The organism is Agromyces sp. Root81 (genome assembly GCF_001429165.1).
Lineage (GTDB): Bacteria > Actinomycetota > Actinomycetes > Actinomycetales > Microbacteriaceae > Agromyces.
Genome location: NZ_LMIR01000001.1, coordinates 349579 through 369261, shown reverse-complemented (window position 1 = coordinate 369261; position 19683 = coordinate 349579). Strand labels below are relative to the sequence as shown.

22 protein-coding genes are annotated in these 19683 nt (G+C 66.8%); 8 read left to right on the top strand and 14 right to left on the bottom strand.

Annotation, left to right across the window (positions count from 1 at the left end; translation table 11 throughout):
• Positions 1 to 44: 44 nt before the first annotated feature.
• The 10 genes from ASE14_RS01800 to ASE14_RS01755 all read right to left on the bottom strand — a co-directional run bounded on the left by ASE14_RS01800 (position 45) and on the right by ASE14_RS01755 (position 9939).
• Positions 45 to 989: a hypothetical protein gene (locus ASE14_RS01800; protein WP_157372718.1), complete on the bottom strand. Its 945-nt coding sequence runs from the start codon at positions 987 to 989 to the stop codon at positions 45 to 47.
• Positions 875 to 1516 carry a bifunctional 4-hydroxy-2-oxoglutarate aldolase/2-dehydro-3-deoxy-phosphogluconate aldolase gene (locus ASE14_RS01795; RefSeq protein WP_056649904.1) on the bottom strand — a complete coding sequence of 214 codons (642 nt, stop codon included), beginning with the start codon at positions 1514 to 1516 and terminating at the stop codon, positions 875 to 877. The genes ASE14_RS01800 and ASE14_RS01795 overlap by 115 nt, the downstream gene beginning before the upstream one ends.
• Complete coding sequence (locus ASE14_RS01790) at positions 1513 to 2490, bottom strand: PfkB family carbohydrate kinase (protein WP_056649902.1); 978 nt, start codon at positions 2488 to 2490, stop codon at positions 1513 to 1515. Before ASE14_RS01790 ends, ASE14_RS01795 begins: the two co-directional genes overlap by 4 nt.
• On the bottom strand, positions 2487 to 3224 hold the full coding sequence (locus ASE14_RS01785) for an SDR family NAD(P)-dependent oxidoreductase (protein WP_056649899.1): 738 nt from the start codon (positions 3222 to 3224) through the stop codon (positions 2487 to 2489). Before ASE14_RS01785 ends, ASE14_RS01790 begins: the two co-directional genes overlap by 4 nt.
• The gene (locus ASE14_RS01780; RefSeq protein ID WP_056649895.1) at positions 3221 to 4411 is read right to left on the bottom strand and encodes a glycoside hydrolase family 88 protein; all 1191 of its coding nucleotides are present in this window, start codon (positions 4409 to 4411) and stop codon (positions 3221 to 3223) included. The genes ASE14_RS01785 and ASE14_RS01780 overlap by 4 nt, the downstream gene beginning before the upstream one ends.
• Positions 4408 to 5397, bottom strand: coding sequence for an MBL fold metallo-hydrolase (locus ASE14_RS01775; protein ID WP_056649892.1), 990 nt, complete (start codon positions 5395 to 5397; stop codon positions 4408 to 4410). Before ASE14_RS01775 ends, ASE14_RS01780 begins: the two co-directional genes overlap by 4 nt.
• Complete coding sequence (locus tag ASE14_RS01770; protein ID WP_056649889.1) at positions 5397 to 6191, bottom strand: enoyl-CoA hydratase/isomerase family protein; 795 nt, start codon at positions 6189 to 6191, stop codon at positions 5397 to 5399. Before ASE14_RS01770 ends, ASE14_RS01775 begins: the two co-directional genes overlap by 1 nt.
• A 70-nt stretch (positions 6192 to 6261) precedes the next feature.
• A complete protein-coding gene (locus ASE14_RS01765; protein WP_056649886.1) occupies positions 6262 to 7320 on the bottom strand; it encodes an ABC transporter permease in 1059 nt (352 codons plus the stop codon).
• Positions 7317 to 8822: a sugar ABC transporter ATP-binding protein gene (locus tag ASE14_RS01760; RefSeq protein ID WP_056649885.1), complete on the bottom strand. Its 1506-nt coding sequence runs from the start codon at positions 8820 to 8822 to the stop codon at positions 7317 to 7319. The genes ASE14_RS01765 and ASE14_RS01760 overlap by 4 nt, the downstream gene beginning before the upstream one ends.
• Positions 8823 to 8907: 85 nt before the next feature.
• Positions 8908 to 9939 (bottom strand): substrate-binding domain-containing protein, encoded by a 1032-nt coding sequence (locus tag ASE14_RS01755; RefSeq protein WP_082599931.1) that lies wholly within the window; start codon positions 9937 to 9939, stop codon positions 8908 to 8910.
• A 310-nt stretch (positions 9940 to 10249) separates the two neighbouring features.
• Between ASE14_RS01755 and ASE14_RS20280 the strand changes: the two genes are divergently transcribed.
• A complete protein-coding gene (locus ASE14_RS20280) occupies positions 10250 to 10975 on the top strand; it encodes a hypothetical protein (RefSeq protein ID WP_157372717.1) in 726 nt (241 codons plus the stop codon).
• Here the strand turns inward: ASE14_RS20280 and dgoD are convergent.
• Positions 10945 to 12090 carry a galactonate dehydratase gene (dgoD, locus tag ASE14_RS01740; protein ID WP_056649874.1) on the bottom strand — a complete coding sequence of 382 codons (1146 nt, stop codon included), beginning with the start codon at positions 12088 to 12090 and terminating at the stop codon, positions 10945 to 10947. The two genes, ASE14_RS20280 and dgoD, sit on opposite strands and share 31 nt — an antisense overlap.
• A gap of 65 nt (positions 12091 to 12155) precedes the next feature.
• Between dgoD and ASE14_RS01735 the strand changes: the two genes are divergently transcribed.
• The 4 genes from ASE14_RS01735 to ASE14_RS20275 all read left to right on the top strand — a co-directional run bounded on the left by ASE14_RS01735 (position 12156) and on the right by ASE14_RS20275 (position 15489).
• Positions 12156 to 13397, top strand: coding sequence for a CaiB/BaiF CoA-transferase family protein (locus ASE14_RS01735; RefSeq protein ID WP_056649871.1), 1242 nt, complete (start codon positions 12156 to 12158; stop codon positions 13395 to 13397).
• Between the two features lie 9 nt (positions 13398 to 13406).
• Positions 13407 to 14183 carry a FadR/GntR family transcriptional regulator gene (locus tag ASE14_RS01730; RefSeq protein WP_056649869.1) on the top strand — a complete coding sequence of 259 codons (777 nt, stop codon included), beginning with the start codon at positions 13407 to 13409 and terminating at the stop codon, positions 14181 to 14183.
• A gap of 367 nt (positions 14184 to 14550) precedes the next feature.
• Complete coding sequence (locus ASE14_RS01725) at positions 14551 to 15024, top strand: hypothetical protein (RefSeq protein ID WP_157372716.1); 474 nt, start codon at positions 14551 to 14553, stop codon at positions 15022 to 15024.
• A gap of 117 nt (positions 15025 to 15141) precedes the next feature.
• Entirely contained in the window at positions 15142 to 15489 is a 348-nt protein-coding gene (locus ASE14_RS20275) for a hypothetical protein (protein ID WP_157372715.1), read from the top strand.
• A gap of 4 nt (positions 15490 to 15493) precedes the next feature.
• Here ASE14_RS20275 and ASE14_RS19870 read toward each other — a convergent pair whose 3' ends face one another.
• From ASE14_RS19870 to ASE14_RS01710, 3 genes are all read right to left on the bottom strand, one after another.
• The gene (locus ASE14_RS19870) at positions 15494 to 15880 is read right to left on the bottom strand and encodes an SMI1/KNR4 family protein (protein WP_082600136.1); all 387 of its coding nucleotides are present in this window, start codon (positions 15878 to 15880) and stop codon (positions 15494 to 15496) included.
• Positions 15881 to 15895: 15 nt separating this feature from the next.
• Complete coding sequence (locus ASE14_RS01715; protein ID WP_056649860.1) at positions 15896 to 16252, bottom strand: hypothetical protein; 357 nt, start codon at positions 16250 to 16252, stop codon at positions 15896 to 15898.
• A 62-nt stretch (positions 16253 to 16314) separates the two neighbouring features.
• The gene (locus ASE14_RS01710) at positions 16315 to 17043 is read right to left on the bottom strand and encodes a hypothetical protein (protein WP_056649857.1); all 729 of its coding nucleotides are present in this window, start codon (positions 17041 to 17043) and stop codon (positions 16315 to 16317) included.
• Between the two features lie 486 nt (positions 17044 to 17529).
• Between ASE14_RS01710 and ASE14_RS01705 the strand changes: the two genes are divergently transcribed.
• The 3 genes from ASE14_RS01705 (at position 17530) to ASE14_RS01695 (ending at position 19629) form a co-directional block, all read left to right on the top strand.
• Positions 17530 to 17892, top strand: coding sequence for a MerR family transcriptional regulator (locus ASE14_RS01705; protein ID WP_056649854.1), 363 nt, complete (start codon positions 17530 to 17532; stop codon positions 17890 to 17892).
• Positions 17889 to 18860, top strand: coding sequence for an aldo/keto reductase (locus ASE14_RS01700; RefSeq protein ID WP_056649851.1), 972 nt, complete (start codon positions 17889 to 17891; stop codon positions 18858 to 18860). The genes ASE14_RS01705 and ASE14_RS01700 overlap by 4 nt, the downstream gene beginning before the upstream one ends.
• Positions 18861 to 19032: 172 nt before the next feature.
• Complete coding sequence (locus tag ASE14_RS01695) at positions 19033 to 19629, top strand: hypothetical protein (RefSeq protein ID WP_157372713.1); 597 nt, start codon at positions 19033 to 19035, stop codon at positions 19627 to 19629.
• Positions 19630 to 19683: the final 54 nt, after the last annotated feature.

Here is a 19683-nt window from a genome sequence, read left to right as displayed (position 1 = left end):
TCAGGAAGTGACCTCGTCATCCGCTCCACCAACAAGATCGTGGGCTATGCGTGGCGCAGCGCATACCCGATCGGCTCCAGGTCCACCCACCAGGCAAGCGAATCACCTTTGTCGAGCACGGGAACCCGGTCCATGCGCACCGCGGTCTCGAGTGAGTCGAAGTAGCCCGTGGATGGCTCGATCGCGATCACCGGTACGGGGCTGTAGGCGCCGGCGTCGAACCAGAGGCCCAAATACGGACATGCCGCCGACCACCGCATACCGAGTTCAGCACCGTCCGGCCGGACGAGCCGCGCCTCATTCACGGGGAACCCGGGATCCGCGTAGAGCTTGCGACATCCGCCGGCAGCGACGGAATCGATGGTCGCGAGCAGCGGATCCCAGTCGACGGTCGGGGTGGCCGGGTCGAGCACGTCCACGACGCGGGCCACGGAGGCCGGCACCTCGACCCGCGTGCCAGCCGGCGCATCGAACTGAGGGTGCGCGGCCCACAGGAACGGCATTCGACGTTCCAGCGCTGTCGCACGGTACTCGAGTCTGAGTCCTGCGATCGTCGGCCGGATGCGCCGCTCGAATCGGTACCCGAGCGAGTCGCCGATGGCACGAACCGTGTCATCGGCGACCTCAAACTCGCGATCCCAGAGATCACCGTGGTCGGGTACGTTCCGCCCGTCGATTCGGCATCCGACGATGGATGGGGCGCATTCGTCCCACCCGCGCATCTCTGCGTCGACGAATACCCGACCTCGACCGGCCGCGCGTTCCGGATCCCCCTGCGACAACCATTCAGTGCCGTCGGCACCGAGCAGCGAGCAGATCTTCGCGCCCCGCGCCGGGTCGATCGTGGCCGTGAGGTCGCCGCCGCGAACCGTGATCACTTTCTGGCCCTCGTAATGGCGTCGAGCAGGCTTCGGGCGGCGACCGCGGGGTCGTCCGCCCGCGTCAATGCCGAACCGATCCCGACAGCAGTGGCTCCGGCGCGAATCCATTCGGGAGCGGTTGTTGGAGACACCCCTCCGGTCGGCACAGTTTCGAGCCACGGCAATGCACGCCGCACCTCGTCGAGCGCCATCGGGGTCCACAGCGACGCCGGGAACAGCTTCACTGCCGTCGCCCCAGCGCGTACGGCGCTGACCGCTTCGGTCGGCGTCGCGACTCCGGGGAGCACGTCGAGCCGCGCCTCCACTGCGCCGCGCACGACCTCGGGGTCGAAGACGGGCGACACGATGAAACGCGCCCCAGCCTCGGCCGCCGCGGCAACCTCGGCCGATGTGAGCACTGTGCCGACACCGATCGCGACGCCCGAGGGCGCCTCTGCGGCGGCGTCGCGCACTACATTGAGCGCGTCGGGGGTGACGAGCGATACCTCTATTGCGCGAAGCCCGGCTTCGATGAGGGTCGCCACGGAGGTCGCTGCAGTCTCGGGCGAGCCTGCACGCACAATCGCAACGATGCCCTGCTCGCGGATGACATCGAGCGCTCGGGGGACGTCACTTGATGCCACGCGGACCGTCATCGCGAATCCTCGGACAGCCGCGGGATGTCCCCGCGCGTGAGCACGACCTCTGCGGCGGCGTGCGTCGCTCGCTTCAACGCCTGCTCCAGCGTCGCCGACTCGAGCATGCCTGCCAGGAACCCTGCCGCGAAGGCATCACCAGCCCCGACCGTGTCGACGACATCGGCGGCGGCGACGAGGGCGCCGACCGTAGCGGTGCCGGAGTCATCGATCGCGACCGCCCCGTCGGGACCTCGTTTGACGACGACGACCCGGCATCCCTGAGCCCGGAGCGCCTCAACGACTGTGTCTACCGCGACGTCTGAGGCTGGCGTGAGACCCGCGAGGACGGCCAGCTCATCGACGTCGCCGATCGCGATGTCGACGCAGCCGCGCAGTGGCGCGAGGGCCGCGGCGAACGCGGCTCGATCGGCCAGCGCGGGTCGCAAATTCGGATCGACCGCGATCAAGGCTCCCGACTGTCGCCCGAGCTCCACGGCGCGCTGCACCGCCGCGGCGGCAGATGCCGATCGAACCGCGGTGATGCCGGTGACGAACACCACGTCGATGTAGGGGGTCCACGCGTTGTCGACGTCGGCGGGGCTGATCGCCTCAGCGGCGGCGCCGTTGCGCAGGTGCACGGCCTCGCCGCGCTCGACACCGCCGATCGTGCGCACGAGCACTCCGGTCGGGCGCGTATCGAAGCCGACGCTCGCGTCGAGGCGGAGTCCGTCGAGCTGATCGGCGACGGCTTGGCCGAGCGCGTCGTGGCCGACACGGGTGACGATCGTCGCACGGTGCCCTGCGGCGACGAACCCTGCAGCCACGTTCACCTCCGCGCCCGAGACGATTCGCGTGAAGCGCGTCGCCTTTGCGAGTCGACCAGGCGGGTCCGCGTGTGCCTCGGCTCCCCCGACGTCTCCGGTCGTCCGGTCTACCGCATCGGCGAGGAAGACGGCGAGCGCCTCGCCGACGCTGAACAGGCGGCGGGTCACGTGGCCACCGTCGTACTCAGACCGCCATCGACCGGCATGACGATGCCTGTGACAAACGAGGCATCGTCTCCTGCGAGAAATACCACCACGGACGCCACCTCTTCGGGACGGCCGAATCGGCCGAGCGTTGCTTGGCGCATGGCGGCGGCACGGTCGGCATCATCGACTGAATCCCAGACCCTCGTCATGATCGATCCGGGCAGCACCGCGTTCACGCGAACGTGCGGCGCGTACTCGAGCGAGAGTTGCCGGGTCAGCGCAACGACCCCGCCTTTCGCGGCCGCATACGCCGGGTGTCCTGGCCATGCGAACAACGCATGCATGCTGGCGACGTTCACGACTGCCCCACGGGCGGCTGTGAGCGAGTCATGGAACGTCCGCACCGATCGATACACGCCACCGAGGGTGACGTCGAGGATCGCATGCCAGGCGGCCGGATCGAGTTCGTGCGCGGGCGCGACCACGTTCATGAAAGCGTTGTTCACGATCACGGCTGGAGCGCGGCCGGCGCCTCGCAATTCGGCGGAGAGGGCCGCCCACGAATCATCCGCTGCGACATCGAGGACGTGCGCGGTCGCGCTGTGTCCCGCATCGCGGAGCTGGCCAGTGACGGCGTTCGCGGCTTCGCCGTCGAGGTCGGTGACCACCACGTCGTCGCCTCGCTCACCGAACGCCCGTGCGATGGCAGCCCCTATGCCGTGGCCCGCTCCCGTGACGAGCACCACGCGGCTCATCGGGCGTACTCCCGGGACACGAGCGCGAGCAGTGCAGGGCCTTGTCCCCACGGCACGACGTAGCCACGGGGCACTGCGAGGTAGTGGTCAGCGACCGTGCTCGCATAGACCGCGGCCGAGACGTCTCGCAGCTGCGCATCGGCATCGAGCGAGCACAGCACCGCATCGCGGGCGCGCCGGGACGCCGGTCGGAGGACCTCGGCGTCGCCGATGCCGAGGGCGACGGCCTCGCTCATCGCGTATGCCATGAACGCGGCAGTCGACGCCTCATCGCCGGTGCCGGGCCGGTCGACGAGCACATCCCAGTGTCCGTCGTTGCGCTGCAGTGCGGCCATCCGATGGAGCAACCGGGCCGCGGATGCCACGAGGCGCTGCTCCCCCGCGTCGAGGTCGCTCAGGGTGCCCGGCGCAACAATGCGATGCGCACGGAGCTCGGCCACCACCTCGAGCAGCCCGAGTGCCGCCCATCCCTGGCCGCGGCCCCAGCCCGGCCCGAACGACCCGGGTTCACCCTGCAGGGCGAAATGGTCGAACAATCCGTCATCGCGCTGCAGCAGCCGGACATATCCCTCGGCCTGGGCGACGCCGTCCCACAGGAGCGTCGCGTCGCCGGTGACGCGGCCCAGCGCGGCGAAGAACGGCGGATCGAAGTGCAGGCAGTCGACGAAGACGCCCGCAGGCGGGTCGTCGAGGAGCGCGCGATCACGGGCAGTCGTCGGAGGGTCTCCGTACGGCTCGAGCAAGGGTGACGTGTCCCACGTCACATACACACCAGCGAGCGTACGCCGCGTACGCAGGTACTCGGCGAGCTCTCGCAGCGTATCAAGGAGCTGCGCATCGGCATGACGTTCTGCGAGCCGGACCAGCGCGCGACCGGGTACCGTGCAGTCGAGCCTCGCGAACGGCTTCGCCCGGGTGGCCCAAGCGCGAGCCCACCCGTGCGCGAACCGTTCCCAGCGGTCGTCGCCGAGGTCTTCGGATGCCGCCATCAGCGCCTCGAACGCGACCGAGTCGCCGAAATCCCAGGTCTTGAACTGAAGGTTCAGGAGGGCATCCGCAACTCGACGCGCGAGCTCCGGAGTATCGGCCTGATCGGCGCGGGGCCCTGCCCGCCGGGTGTTGCGGAGCGCGTCCTCGGCGTGCGATTCGGCGGCGTACTCGTCAGCGCCCCAGGCGACGCCGGTCATCGCGCTGCCCAAACAGCCGCAGAGCCGAGCGCACCGGCCCGGTGCGCGCGGCCGGACTTCACTAGCCGCTCGAGGTGCCCGGCGACGGGGAACGCCAGGGCCCCCTGGGTGCCATGCTCGGGCCAGTCACCGGCGATCGGGTTGAGCTCGGCGACGAGCTCGGCGAGTGTGCGACCACCGGGTCGGGAGATCGCGACAGCCACGAGCGACTCGAGACGCCCGACGAAGGCTCGGCTCTCGGCCAGGAACTCCCGCGCGCGGTCGCCGCGCATCGTCGGATAGTGTGCGGTGAGCAGCAGTTCACGATCGGTCAGCTCGAGCGCGGCAATCGTGTCGAGGTAGTCGTCGACGTAGCGATAGGTCGGCGGGAATGCCGGGGAGCCGTCGGCGAGACGCACCGACGATCCCAGGACGGCATCGGCCACGAGCAGTGCATCTGCCCAAGGGGCATCCACTGCGACGTGCCCGCGCGTGTGGCCGGGCACTGCGCGGATCACCGCGATCCGCCCTCCGCCGAGGTCGACCTCGGCGCCGTCGTCCGCGGTGCCGTCGAGGCGAGACTCCCGGGTCACCGAACGGCACCACTCGAGCACCGCAGGATCTTCATCCCACCCGAAGTCGTCGACGAGGCCGCGTGCGCGATGCGCGAGGTAGTCGTCGAAGTCCTCGATGGCAGCGCGGTCGGCGGGCCCGGCCACGATCCGGGCATTCGCGAATGCTGCCCGCGCGTCGGCGACACCACCGAAGTGGTCGACGTCGCAGTGCGACACGACGACGGTCGTCACGCTCGTCGCATCGATCCCCAGAAGGTCGAGCGCTGGCAGGACATGGTCGGGGATCGTGCCATCGACGCCGGTGTCGTAGAGGAGCGCCGTGTCATCTCCGGCGAGGATGTAAAGACTCGCGTACCGGTCGCCGAGTGGGGTGTCGATGCGATGGACGCCCGGCGCGAGCTCGACAGGATGCGCCTTGTGGTCGACCGTCATCATCGCCCCTTGAACGTTGGTTGCCGCTTCTCGGCGAACGCCGCCTGCCCTTCGACGGCGTCCTCGGTCGTCATCAGGTACGAGAACGAGTCGTTCTCGATGTGCAGCGCCGCGTCGATCCCCACATTCTGGGCGACCCTCACCATGTACTTCGTCCGCTGCGTGGCGATCGGGGCGAGGGTCGCGATCCGCTCAGCGACGTTCGATGCCGACTCGAGGAGCTGCTCGCGCGGCACGAGTTGCTGCACGAGACCGATGCGGTGCGCCTCGTCGCCGTCGATCCGGTCGCCGGTGAGGAGGATTCGCGAGGCGTGGCCCGGGCCGATGAGGCGGGTCAGGAACTGCGTCTGACCCGAACCCCCGTGCCAGCCCCAGCGGATCTCACCCGCGCCGAAAGAGGCGTCGGGACTCGCGATGCGAATGTCGCATGCACTCGCCATCTCGAGGCCCCCGCCGATGCAGTATCCATGGACTGCCGCGACGGCCGGCTTGCGGATCAACCACACGGCCCGGGCGTAGTCGGTGCGGTTGTCGAAGCGGTTGCGGTAGCTCCAGTTGTCGCCGTACTCATCGAGGTCGGTGATGTCGCTGCCGGCGCTGAATGCACGATCTCCCGCGCCGTACAGCAGCACGGCACGGATCTCGGGGTCGTTGTTGATCTCGAAGACGAGATCGTTCATCCGGTGGTCCATCGCGACCGTCATGGCGTTGAGCTTGGCGGGGCGGTCGAGGACGAGGTGCGCGACGTGGCCGTGGCGCTCGAGGCGGACTTCGCCGTCGGTGTGTCCGTTCATCGTGTGTTCTCCAGGTTGCGGTGAGTGTGGATCGAGGGAGCTTCGCGGCGACGCGGTGGCATCCGTCGGGTCAGGCGGGCAGGCCGACGGCGCGCTGTCCGCTGCGCCGCTGCTGGATGACGACCGCGATGACGAGCAATGCGCCCTTTGCGACGTTCTGCCAGAACGGGTTGACGCCGAGGACGGTGAGTCCGTTCGAGAGCACGCCGAGCAGGATCACGGCGAGCACGGTGCCCGTGATCGTGCCTTTGCCGCCCGTGAGCGCAGCGCCGCCGAGCGCCGCGGCGGTGATCGACTCGAGTTCAAGGCCCTCACTTCCGGACACCGGCTGACCACTACCGGTGCGCGCGGTGAGCAGCACGCCCGCGAGTCCGGCCACTGTTCCGACCAAAACGTAGACGCCGACGATGTAGCGATTGAGGTTGATGCCGGACAGGCGTGCGGCAGTCGGGTTCCCGCCGATGGCGTAGATGTTGCGGCCGATGTCGGTGTACTTCAGCACGAGCGCGGCGGCGACCGCGATGAACACGAACAGGTAGATGAGCACCGGGATGCCGAGGAACGTGCCGCGGCCAAGTGCGGTGAAGACCGGGTCGTTGCCGGTGTAGCCCTGCGACCGGCCGCCGGAGAGAATCTGCGCGAGCCCCTTGAAGGCGGCGAGCGTCGCGAGCGTCGCGATGACCGCGTTCACCCGGCCGTACACGATGATGAGCCCGTTCACGAGCCCGCAGGCCAGGCCTGCGGCGAGGGCCGCGCCGATCCCCATCCAGGATGAGGCGGTGCTCGTGAAGACCATCGCGCTCACGACCGAGGTGAGCCCGGCGACGGATCCGACCGAGATGTCCAGCGCACCGAGGAGGATCACGAGCGTCTGCACGATCGCCAGGATGCCGAACACCGTGATCGACGTGCCGATCGACAACAGGTTCTGGTAGCGGAAGAAGTTGGGGTCCTGCCAACCGATGACGGCGATGAGCAGGATGAGGGCGATGACAAGGCTGAGGTTCTGCACGCCGATTCGGGCGAACAGGCTGCGAGCCGGGCTCTTGGGTCGCGGCGGGGATTCTGGGGCGCGCAGAGCGGGCGGCTGGGTGGTAGCGGACACGCGGGTCTCCTTCGATGCGGTCATGCCGAAACGATCGGCTCGGATTTGGGCAATGCGAGCGCGAGGATCGCCTCTTCAGTCGCATCGGCGTGATCAACCTCGCCGACGATGCGCCCGCCTTGCATGACGAGGATGCGGTCGGCCAAGCCGATCACCTCCGGGAGTTCTGACGAGATCACGAGCACGGCGGTGCCGCTGCTAGCGAGCTCATCGATGACGGCGTAGATCTCGGCCTTCGCGCCGACATCGACGCCGCGAGTCGGTTCGTCGAGGATGAGCACCTTCGGCCTGCGGGCCAGCCAGCGGCCGAGGACGACCTTCTGCTGGTTCCCGCCCGAGAGCGTGCGCACCTCGGTCTCCATGTCGGGAGTGCGGACGCGCATCCGATCGATGAGCGCAGCGACGATGCGCCGTTCCTCTCGACGTCGCACGACGCGCACGCGCGAGATGCGGTCGAGGATGGCGAGGCTCATGTTGTCGCGCACCGACCGCTGCAGGAGGAGCGCCTGCGCCTTTCGCTCCTCTGGGGCGAGCCCGATACCGGCGCGAATCGCATCGGCGGGCGAGCCGAGCGTCACCCGGACCCCATCGACCGATACCGAACCCTCGCGGTGTGGGAGGTCGCCGATGATGGTGCGGGCCAACTCGGAGCGGCCGGCGCCGATGAGTCCGGCGAGCGCAACGACTTCGCCGGCGCGCACGGTCAGGTTCACGTCGTGAACGTCGTCGTTCTCGAGACCCTCGACGCGGAGCACCTCGGCGCCGTCAACGACGCGCGTCCGCTGGAAGAGCGATCCGAGATCGCGTCCGACCATCAGCCGCACCAGCTCGGCCTCGTCGGTCTCGGCGAGCTCGCGCACGCCGGCGAGCTCACCGTCACGCAGTACGGCGACGCGGTCGGCGATCCGGAAGATCTCGTGCATTCGATGCGACACGTAGACGACGGCGACGCCATCGTCTCGCAGCCGGCGAATGAGCCGGAAGAGCGCCTCGACCTCGTTCTCGGTCAGCGACGAGGTGGGCTCATCAAATGCGATGACCTCCGGACGGTCGACCAGCCCACGCATGATCTCGACGAGCTGACGTTGCGCGGGCGACAGGGTCCCACCGAGTGCAGCCGCGTCGAGGGTGTCCGAGAATCCGTACTCGGCGAGTGCATCGCGAGTGTTCGCGCGGACCCGGCCCGCCGAGAACGCCCGGGCCCTTCGCGGAAGGTTACCGATGAAGATGTTCTCGGCGACGGTGACGTCGTGGACGATCTCAGGCTCCTGGGCGATGACCCGGATGCCCCGCCGACGCGCATCGATCGAGGAGCGGAGGACAACGTGCTCACCATTCAGGGCGATCGTGCCGTCATCGGGCGCGTAGTCGCCGCTCAGGATCTTGAGCATCGTCGACTTGCCGGCGCCATTCTCTCCGAGCAGGGCCAGCACCTCGCCGGCCCGGATCTCGAGGTTTATGCCGCGAAGCGCGCGGACGCCGGTGAATGTCTTGGTAAGGCCGGAGATGGCAACCGTCGTGGTCATGGGTCGAGTCCCTTGTCAGTTTGCGATGGTCGATCGTGGTGGCGGGCGGATGACGCTCGTCGCGTCTCCGCCCGCTCACGATGGATCAGGTGCAGACGACTCCCGCGTCCTCCCATGTGTCGGGTCCGACGATCGTCGTGTCGGCGATCGTATTCGCCGGGAGTTCGACGCCGTTCTTCACCTGATCGACGAGCACCTCGACGGCCGCCTTGCCGACGTCGACTCCGCTGATGAACAGCGCGGCCTTGTTGCCCGACTCCACTCCGGCGGCCCAGTCCTTGCAGGTGAGGTACGCGCCGAGGCCGACGCCGATGATGTTGTCGGGGCTGAACCCTGCGTTCTGCAGGGCGGTCACCGCACCGGTCTCCGACTCGTCGTTGCAACCCCACACCACCCAGTTCGTGACGTCAGGGTTCGCGGTGATCGCGGCGGCGGTCTTGTCCTGCGCCTCGATGTTGGTAGCGTCGGTGCCGACGCGGACGACCTCGAGTTCGACGCCGGTCGCCTCCGTGAAGGTGTCGTATGCGCCGTCGTTGCGGTCTTCGCAGGTCTGCAGGTCTTCCTTCGATACGCGGATGATCTTCGTGTTCTCCGCGGTCCAGTCGGTCTCCGCGAACAGTCGCGCCGCTTCGGTGCCGACCTGCTCGCCCATCGAGCGGCCATCGAACCCGACGAAGGGCGCCGCATTGCCGTCGGCGTCCTCGATCGCGTCGTCGGTCGCGACGAGGGGAATGCCGGCCTTCTTCGCCGCCTCGATCACCTGAGGACCGATCTTCTGGTCGGGGACGACGATCGCGATGGCGTCGTAGCCCTGCGAGATGATCGTGTCGAGTTGGCTGATGGTCTCGTTGGCGTCGTCGCCGACGTTGATCGCGGTGACCTCAGCGCCGAGCTCGGCGGCTGCCTCCGAGGCACCGTCGATCTCGTCGATGAAGTACTGCTGGTCGCCCTGCTTCTGGATGTAGGCGATCCTGATCGTGCCGTCGTCGCCGGCGTCGTCACCTGAGGCGGCGCCGCCGTCAACCGTGCCACAGGCTGTGAGGGCGGCGGCGAGGCCGAGAATGCCAATCGCGCCGAGGGCCTTCGCTCCTCGACGCCGCGTGTGCTGCGATTGCATGTTGCTCCTTTGCGACATTGAATGCGTTCGTGAGCGGGATCCCTTCCGGCTCATTCATAATATAAACATACAATATGGTTCACGTGCAAGCTTGCCCCGCTTCTGATTTCGAGGACGGCCCTCGAGTCCCGGAGAAGCACACACCGGCGGCCCCGCCGGCCCGCATCGCTGGCGTGCCCCGTCGTCGAGACGCCGTTCACGGCGGGCGGCGACGCCGACGCGGCGGCCCTCGCCGCACTCGTCGACGATCTCTCCAGCGTCGGCACGCCGGGCATCATGCACCCCGGGTTCGCGTTCCGAGGCGCTTGCCTTGAGCGCCTCGGAACGCAACGAGCTCACTTCGGTGATCATCGATGGCGCCCACCGCGGCGGCATGCTGGCCGTCGCCTCCTTCTTCGATCACGCCACGCGGGTCGCCGTCGAACGCGCGGTGAGCGTCGCCGAACGTGGCGCCGATCTCATGAACGTGCTGGTTCTGCATCAACGCGGCGCCGACGCAACATCGGTCCACGAGCACGTTGAGTCGGTGCTCACGGCGATCTCGCCGACGCCGACCATCCTGCAGGTCGTTCCGTCGCAAGACGGCGCTTCGCTCGATGCGGGCCCCATTGCCGCGATCGCGTCGCGCGCGCCGAACCTCGTGTGCGTGAAGGTGGAGTCGACACAGCCCGTCCCACTGATCACGGCGCTGGCCGAGGCGGCGCCGCGGCTCGGCTGCCTTGTCGGCTCCGCCGGCGTGCAGATCATCGACGGACTGCGGCGGGGGCGGTGGGCGTCCAGTCCGGGTGTTCCTTCACCGAGCTGTACCTCGCCTGTTGGCGACGATGGTCCACCGGCGACACCGCCGGTGCGATCGTATTGCACACCCGGGTGCTGCCGAACTTGTCGCATTGGATGCAAGACGTCGACCTCATCGTCGCTGCGGAAGCGGATCTCACGCCTTCGCGGCCGCTTCCTCTCGGAGTTCGAATCCGAGCTCGCTTCACAACGGGGCGCCGCGGACCCTCACCATTCGGCGAATCCGCCGTCGGCGTGATGCCAACGCGGCGATCGCCAGGCATGGCCGCGCCGGTCGGCGTCGCGCACGGCAGTCTCGTCGATCTCAACACCGAGGCCGGCGCCGACGAAGCGATCGAAGGAACCGTCGACCAGGGCGAACGGCGACCGGTCGACGACGTAGTCGAGCAAATCAGCGTCGCCGTTGTAGTGGATCCCCATGCCATGTTCCTGAATGAGGAGGTTCGGGCTGGCGAACCCGATCTGGAGGCTCGCTGCAAGGGCGATCGGGCCGAGGGGGCAGTGCGGGGCGATCCTCGCGTCGAAGGTCTCGGCGAGAGCGGCGATGCGACGCGTCTCGGAGATGCCTCCGGCGTGGCAGACGTCCGGTTGCACGACCGCGACGCCCTGCTGCAGCACCGGCAGGAACTCCTGACGCGAGTACAGCCGCTCCCCCGTCGCGATGGGCACCGTCGTCGCATCGACGACGCGGTGCAACTGAGCGGATGCCTCGGGCACGACCGGCTCCTCGACGAAGAGCGGATGCAGCGGCTCGAGCAGCGGGACAACTCGGCGGCTGTCGGCGAGTGTGAGTCGGCCATGGAAGTCCAGCGCGAAATCGCGGCCCGGCCCGAGAACGTCGCGCGCGACCTGAGCACGTTCGACGATCGCCCGGGTCTCGGCGAGTGCGGCCAGCGGGGGCATCCGCCCGCTGGCATTCATCTTCACAGCGGTCATCCCAGCGGCTATGCGGCGCTCGATGTCGTCGGCGAGGGCCTCGGGCTCATCGCCGCCGACCCAGGCGTAGGCACGGACCCGATCGCGCACCGCGCCGCCGAGCAGCTCGTGCACCGGTCGACCGAGCCGTTTCCCGGCGATATCCCAGAGCGCCTGGTCGACTCCGGCCGCAGCACTGTTGAACACGGGACCGCCGCGGTAGAACCCGCCCTTGGTCATGGCGAGCCAGTGGTGCTCGATGCGACCTTCATCCGTGCCAAGGAGAAGCTCAGCGAACTCGGCGACGGCGACGCGAACGACCTCGGCGTGGCCTTCCACGATCGGCTCGCCCCAGCCGACCAGTCCGTCTTCGGTCTCGATCCGAACGAAGAGCCACCGCGGAGGAACCAGGAACGTCTCGATCCGTCCAATCGCCATGAGCGTCGCCTTTCTCAACCGAAGCAAAACGTGTAATAGTATTATCTTACTAATAAGGAGATGAGATGACCGAATCAATCGCTCAGGCCGGCGCCCTCGACGGGATCCGCGTGCTCGATGCCACTCAGATGCTCGCCGGGCCCCTCGCCGGCACCCGCCTGGGCGATCTCGGCGCCGACGTCATCAAGATCGAGTCGCCCCGCGGCGGCGAATTCAATCGCACGCACGGGTTCGACGACATCCGCGTGCACGGCGAGATGACCACCTTCCTCGCGGTCAATCGCAACAAGCGCTCGCTCGCGATCGACCTCAAGCACGCTGCGTCGCGCGAGATCATCTACGACATCGTTCGCGAGTCCGATGTGTTCCTGCAGAACTTCCGGCACGGCACCGCCGAGCGCCTCGGCATCGGCTACGAGCAGCTGCGCGAGATCAACCCACGGCTTGTGTACTGCTCGATCTCCGGCTACGGCCCCGTCGGCCCGTACCGTGACCGCCCGGGCCAGGACCTCGTCGTGCAGGGCTACTCGGGGTCGATGTTCTCCGTGGGCAGTGCCGAGGACGCACCGGAGCCCGGCGCACTTTGGGCGGCCGATGTCATGACCGGGTACCAGGCGGCGATCGGTATCCTCGCCGCGCTGGCTGCACGGACCCGTCTCGGCGTCGGCCAGAAGGTCGAGGTCGACATGCTCTCGATCGTGCTCGACGCCCAGTTGCAGGAGCTCGTCACCTACCTCAACACCGGTCGGCAGCCCGCCCGCGGCGCTGAGGCATCCGCGCACGCGTTCATCCCAGCACCGTATGGCGTCTACCGCACGAGCGACGGCTGGCTCACGCTCGCGATGGCTCCGTTGGCCTCGCTAGGCGAAGTGCTCGACGACGACTGGCTGCGATCGCTGACCGATTACAACGATGGACACGCGCTCCGCGACGACGTGTACCGGCACATCCGGCATGCCTTCGAGCACCAGACCACCGCGCACTGGATCGAACTGTGCGACCGCGTCAATGTTTGGGCGGGTCCGGTGCACGACTACGCCGGCGTCGCGAATGACCCGCATGTCGTCGAGACAGGCATGCTCGTCGAGCAGCCCTATGGCGAGGACGGGGCAACCGTCCGCACCGTCCGGCCACCCCTGCAGATGTCCGTCACACCGCCGACGATCCGCCGCGGTGCACCGGCACTCGGTGCCGACACCACTGCCATCCTCGCCGAACTCGGCTGGACCGACGAGCAGATCGCCGATGCAGTCCGATCCGGGGCGCTCGGCGTCGCGCCCGACGCCCTTGCACGTGTGTCCCAGTAGGCTCACCTCGTGAACAACTTCGGCGGACGCGGCCTGCACGGGCAGGTAGTCAACGAGCTGGGCACGCGCATCATGCGCGGAGAACTTCTGCCGGGCGACACGATCGATCCCGAACAGATCGCGCTCGAGTTCCAGGTGAGCCGCACCGTCGTGAGGGAGGCCCTGAAGGTACTCACGGCGAAGGGGCTGGTCGGTGCACGCCCCCGGTTCGGAACGTTCGTCACTGACCGCGCGAACTGGCAGCTCCTCGACGGCGATGTGATGAGTTGGCGGTCGTCCGATCAACCTGATCCACGGCTCGTGATGGAACTCGGCGAGGTGCGCCGACTCATCGAACCCGCCGCCGCCGGCATGGCGGCCGAGCGGCGCGACGCCGCGCAGCTCGAGCGCATCCGCGTGGCGTTCGATGCACTCGACCGGTCGTATCGTACCGACGACCCAGATCGCCCCGATCACACCGAGGCCGACCTCGAGTTCCATCGGGCACTGCTCGCGGCGTCGGGCAACGAACTGCTCGAGCGGTTCGAAGTAGTCCTCGCGCCGGCGCTTCAAGCGCGAGACCGCCTCGCCCACCAACACATGACCACGCTCGACTTCCTCGACGGGCATCGCGCCGTATATGACGCGGTCGCCGCGGGTGATGCGGCCGCCGCCGCCGAGCGGATGAGAGAACTGATGGACCTCTCCGCGAGCGACTCCGCCATCGCGCTCGGGCTATCACTCGGTGCCGCCGACCTCGCACACCCTTCGACACTGTCAACGTCGTCCAAAAGGTTGCACCGCTGATTCCTGACCGAAGCCGATGGATGCAGCGGATCCGGGCCAAAGACGTGCCGTTTGGCCAGATCCTGGGTGATGCGTCCACTCACTCGGAACGCGACGAGACATCCCAGTTCTGAGACAGCTGGCGCCGGCGACCTGTGCGTTGCATCGCGGATCTATAGTCCCGCTGCGCCGTTCTAGCCAAACTCGTGCCCTGCCCATGCCCCTCAATGATCGCGAGGTGCGGTCGCTGCGCGAGCCGCAGCCTCCGCTGGTGCAGTTTGATTAGGCCCCGCCAGGTAGTTTGCGGCGCTTCGTGGGTGAGTCGTGGGCGGTGATCGGCTGCTGTTCTCGCGTGTGGTGTCACGTCACCACTGGATAGGGTTGTCGGGTGAGCGAGGAAGCATTGGTCATGGGAATGCGGCTGCTTCCCGAGTCCGCTCGCCGACCAGCGCAGCTTCCGTCCGGAGCGGCGACGATCATCGGCGACATCCACGGCGGCGAGCTCTGGATCGTCGAGCGTGCCGACGGCAGTACCGCGGTCTACGACGAGCGCACTGGACGCGTGGAACGACTCAACACGAATCGCGCCGCGACGTCCGAGTGCCTTGCGGCGTTCGCCGCCTACTTCGATCCAGATCGGGCAGATGAGCCCAGCGTCATGACCGCGGCTCAGGCCGCCGAGCGCCTTGCAGCGCTGCGCGCCGGACGGACCCGTCCGGCAATGCGTTCGCAGAACGGGGACTCGCGCCGTGATCGCGTGACGATCCTGCGTCGTCGTCTGACGCAGATCGACGCGAAGGCGCTGGGACGCGACTCGTGGTGGCGCATCTGCATGGAACAGATCCAGGATGACATCCTCTGATCGACCGGCAGCTCACTGTGTCGCGATGGAACAGGTCGCGTTGTCCGCGGATCTGTTCAGAACCTACCCACCGCTGGGAGCACAGGAGATCACCGGGCGGCGGCGGGAGAGGACACCATGAAGAGAGATGGATCGCACATCCCTCCGGGCTTCGCCGTCGTCTGGGTTCGGCCGGTAGGTGACCTCGCGACGACATCGGCCGTTTTGGGAAGAGCCTTGGGAGGGCTGACTTTCGAGCCGGCCGACCCCGGTATGTTCGACGAGTTTCCCGCTCAGGTTGCGTACTCGGTCGACATGCGTTTCGCACTACTCTCCCCGCCAGAGGATGAAGACCCTAGCGTCGGCTACCAGCTGTACGTCGAGCCGCTGGCCGACGCCGAGTACGACTCCGCTGCGACCATCTCAGACGTGCTGATCTCCCGGATCTCAGCGCAGAGCGACCTGGTTTGCTGGGAGGTTGAATAGGCGGCTATCCCGGCAGCAGACCCAGCCAGTCCTTCAGGCTCGCCGCATCTTCATCGAAGTACCGAGGGCTCAAGTCCCCAAGATCTGAGCTGAATACCCGACCGTCACCATCATTCAAGCTCATCAGAAATCCGCGCCCACCGCTGTCATCCCCGAAGAGAACATATCCGGGAGCGTAGACCTCGATCTCGGCTGTTTCATTTCTCTCAAGAAGAGAACTCGCCTCGTACACAGCAATGCCGGACGGGCTGACGAATCCGTCAGTGAGCTTGTAGAACTCCTCCAGCGGGCATGGCAGATCGGCTCCGATGCGCCGACGTACCCGATCGAGGTCTTCTTCGCTTGCCGGTCTCGTCGCCAATCCCAGCCGAACAACGCTTGAAATATCCATGGGCTCTCTCATTTCTCAGTTCACGCCTCGCGAGCTGTCGCCAAGGCGTCCCTGACAATGGTCCGCGCTGAAGTCGGCTTGCAGCAGGGCTGGGTTCTCCCGCATCAGCCGTTGCCGATAGCGATCGAGCTCCCCCTCGGTGACGAACACCTGGTCATCTCGAACAATCTCATCGCGCTCGTCCTTGTTGATCAACAGCGGCATCACCGCCAACAGATGCTGCGCTGCCAGGGCTCGATCGCTCGGAGCAACTTCCCGCAGGAATGCCCCGATGACATCGACTCCGACGTACTTGTAGAGCAGCTTGACATCATCGCAGTACTGGGATGTCGCACTCCAGACGCGCGCGATCGTAGATCGCGTCCTCCGCATCCATGCGATTGAGGATGGGTAAGAGGTCCGTCACGTCGCGCCGGCGTGCGGCGCCTCCCAGATCATTCATCGCGTCGACTCCGATTCTCCGAGTCCTTCATGTGAACGCGTCGTTGAGGACGCGGATTCGAGTCAACTGACCCAGTTCGGCGCGACGGAGATAGCTCGGTCGGGTCCAACATCAGCATCCGCGACCGCACAGAAGCCGCGCGCGATTCATCGTCATCGCTTCTCCCGTACAGCATCACGACGGTGAATCCGTCGCCACGTCCAGACGCCGAGAAGTCAAGCGAGCGTCCGTTGGCGAACACCACACAGCCGAGATTCTGGTACTCGTCGTCGTACCGGTACACCGAGTACTCGCGGAGACCTGGGTCTGCCATCGTCGAGCAGCGCGATAGGAGTTGCTCGAGCGGAATCTCGCACCAGCACACCTCGATGGCGTCGTGGCGGACTTCTCCGTTGACGGCGTAGAACTTGAAGGCGAACTCGTACTGAAGGCGGCGAAACATTCGCCGACGGTGGAAGAAGAAGATCTCGTGGCCGTCGATACGGTCGGAACCATAGTCGGCGGCGCGCTTGATCTGCTCGTACAACTCGTGCGAATCGGCAAAGACCGGGTCGCATGCCGCCATCGAGCCCGCAGCCAGATATCGGGTCAACATGTCCAACGGTCGCAAACGCGCGGCCGTCCCGATCGCTTGGTCGACGACCGAGCGCGAACGGCGGGCAGCCGCGATCGCTCGCATCGCGGTCAGAGGTCGCATAGAGAGAATTCTCACCTGAATCATGACTCAGAGCCTCAGCTGTGCGCCGAACAAAGCACGGCACGGGCGGCGTCGTCGACGACGCGCGCCGCTCCACCGCCGAATGGGTCGATGTGCTCACGGAAACGGCTCGCAAGGACGTGCTCATCTTCCCTGGCGGCCGGGCAACCAGCGCGGGCTTCGAGGTTCGAGGTGTTCGGTCGACCGTGGTCGACCCAAACATGGATCGTTCCCCTACCCGCGGAGTGTGGTCGCAATCGCGGGCGACCATGCTTCGTCGTCTGCATACGGGCGGCGTCCGAGGCGGCAGCATCGGCGCACGCATCTGTCCGACGGGCGTCGACCCCGCGGTAGTGCTCGGCTCGAAGCTGCCGCGAGTTCGCCCGTGTTTTGGACACCACTCCAACTCGATCGTCGCCGGTTCCGGCCGCTGAGCATTTCCTGAGTGCGCCTTGACTTCGAGTGCACTCAAAGTTTTATGGTGGGCGTGTGAAGTCGGTCGAACACTCAATGTCCATTGCGGAAGCCGCCGAACACACGGGTCTCAGCACGCACACCCTGCGGTATTACGAACGCGCCGGGCTCATGTTGACACCGGTCGATCGTGCCTCGTCGAGGCATCGGCGATACAGCGATGACGACATCGAGTGGGTGGGGTTCCTGACGAAGCTCCGGTCCGCGCTGATGCCGATCGCACAAGTGCGCGAGTACGTCGACCTCGTCCGGCTCGGCGAAGCGACCACGGCGGCCCGGCTCGACATGCTTCAGCGGCATCGCGTGAGCGTCGCCGCGAAACTCGATGACATCTCGCAGGCCCTCACCGCCATCGACGCGAAGATCGCCATCTACTCGAAGAGAAATGGAAACGAATGAAGCACATCGCACTTGGAACGCTCGACGTCTCACGCCTCGGCCTCGGCTGCATGGGAATGTCGGCCTACTACGCGGGGGCCGGCACCGACGACGCAGAGTCCATCCGCACGATCCATCGCGCGATCGACCTCGGCGTCACGTTGTTCGACACAGCCGAAATCTACGGACCGTACGCAAACGAGGAACTGCTCGGGCGCGCGCTCCGCGACCGACGCGACGGTGTCGTGATTGCCACCAAGTTCGGCTCCATCCGCCATCGCACCGACGGTTCGATGGGACTGGACGGCAGCCCCGAGAACGTCCGGCTCTCGGTCGAGGGCTCGCTCGCGCGGCTCGGTGTCGATCACATCGACCTGTACTACCAGCACCGGATGGATCCGGCGACGCCGATCGAGGAAACAGTGGGCGCTCTGGCCGAGGTGATCGGCGAGGGCAAGATCGCGGGCTACGGTCTCTCTGAGGCGGCACCGGCGACGATCCGGCGCGCGCACGAGGTGCATCCGGTGACTGCAGTGCAGACCGAGTACTCGCTCTGGACGCGCGATCCCGAGCAGGAGGTGCTCCCTACAGTGCGCGAGCTCGGCATCGGGTTCGTGCCGTACTCGCCACTCGGGCGCGGCTTCCTCACGGGGGCGATCCGTTCGACAGACGCGCTCGATCCTGGCGACTTCCGGCGCACCACCCCGCGCTTCGCGGGCGAGAACCTCGACCAGAACCTCCGCATCGTCGAGACCGTCGAATCGGTTGCCGCCGAAGTGGGCGCGACTCCCGCCCAGGTCGCGCTCGCGTGGCTCCTCGCCCAGGGCAACGACATCGCACCCATCCCAGGAACGAAGCGGGTGAGCCGGCTCGAAGAGAACATCGCGGCCGACGACATCACGCTGACACCTGCTCAGCTCGCGGCGCTCAATGCCGTGCCCGCACCGTCAGGCGACCGGTACACCGACATGTCGTCAATCAACCGCTGAGTCGACCGCCCCCACAGAGACGACTCGAGCCCGGACGGTTTCAGAGCGCCATCGCAACAACTGGTGCCGTTCGCCCATGTTTCGCACCGGCGTCGCTGCCTCTCCGAGCCGGAGGCCGCTTCCGGAACTGCGTGTGGAGTTTCCTCCCCACCGGCTCGCTATCATGCCGTCTATGGAAAGGCAGGTACTTGAGCAGATCGCGCGCCTCGGCGGGGAAACGGGATTGCCAGGGGGAACAATGACAGAGCAATTGATGTCATTGCGTTTCGATCACGCGCTGCAAAAGCGTCCCGAGCCGCTGCCATGGGACTCGAGTGGTCTGGACATCTTCCGACCCGTGTTCGAAGCCCACCCGGAGATCGAGATCGACGGAAACCTGGATACCGAAGCGCTGATAGGCCATGTCTTCGGGCCGGAAGAGCTCTACAACCAGGTCCGCTACGTTCCACGCATCTTCGCGCCCTTCACAGAAGGCGACCCGATGTTCGGCGAACTCGAGGGGCTGGTGACCGAGGATGCACTGCGACGGACCTTCTCGGTACCGGAAGGTCCGTTGGAGTTCGTCTTCGTCGGCACCTCAGACAGCTTTCCGAATTACTATGTGGTCGCGACTGGAGACCAGAGTCCCGGCAACCCGTCGGTCTTCCAGACGGATCATGAGACGTTCTTCTGGACCGACGTCGACCGGGTCGGTAGCTTCGCCGACTACCTGGCTGGCTTCACCACTGCCGACGAGTTGCGTGCCTACCTGGGGTCGCAGCAGCCGTAGCGCGAAACCCTACGGTGGCGACCGAACAGATGACACTGGCTTGACCAGTAGTTT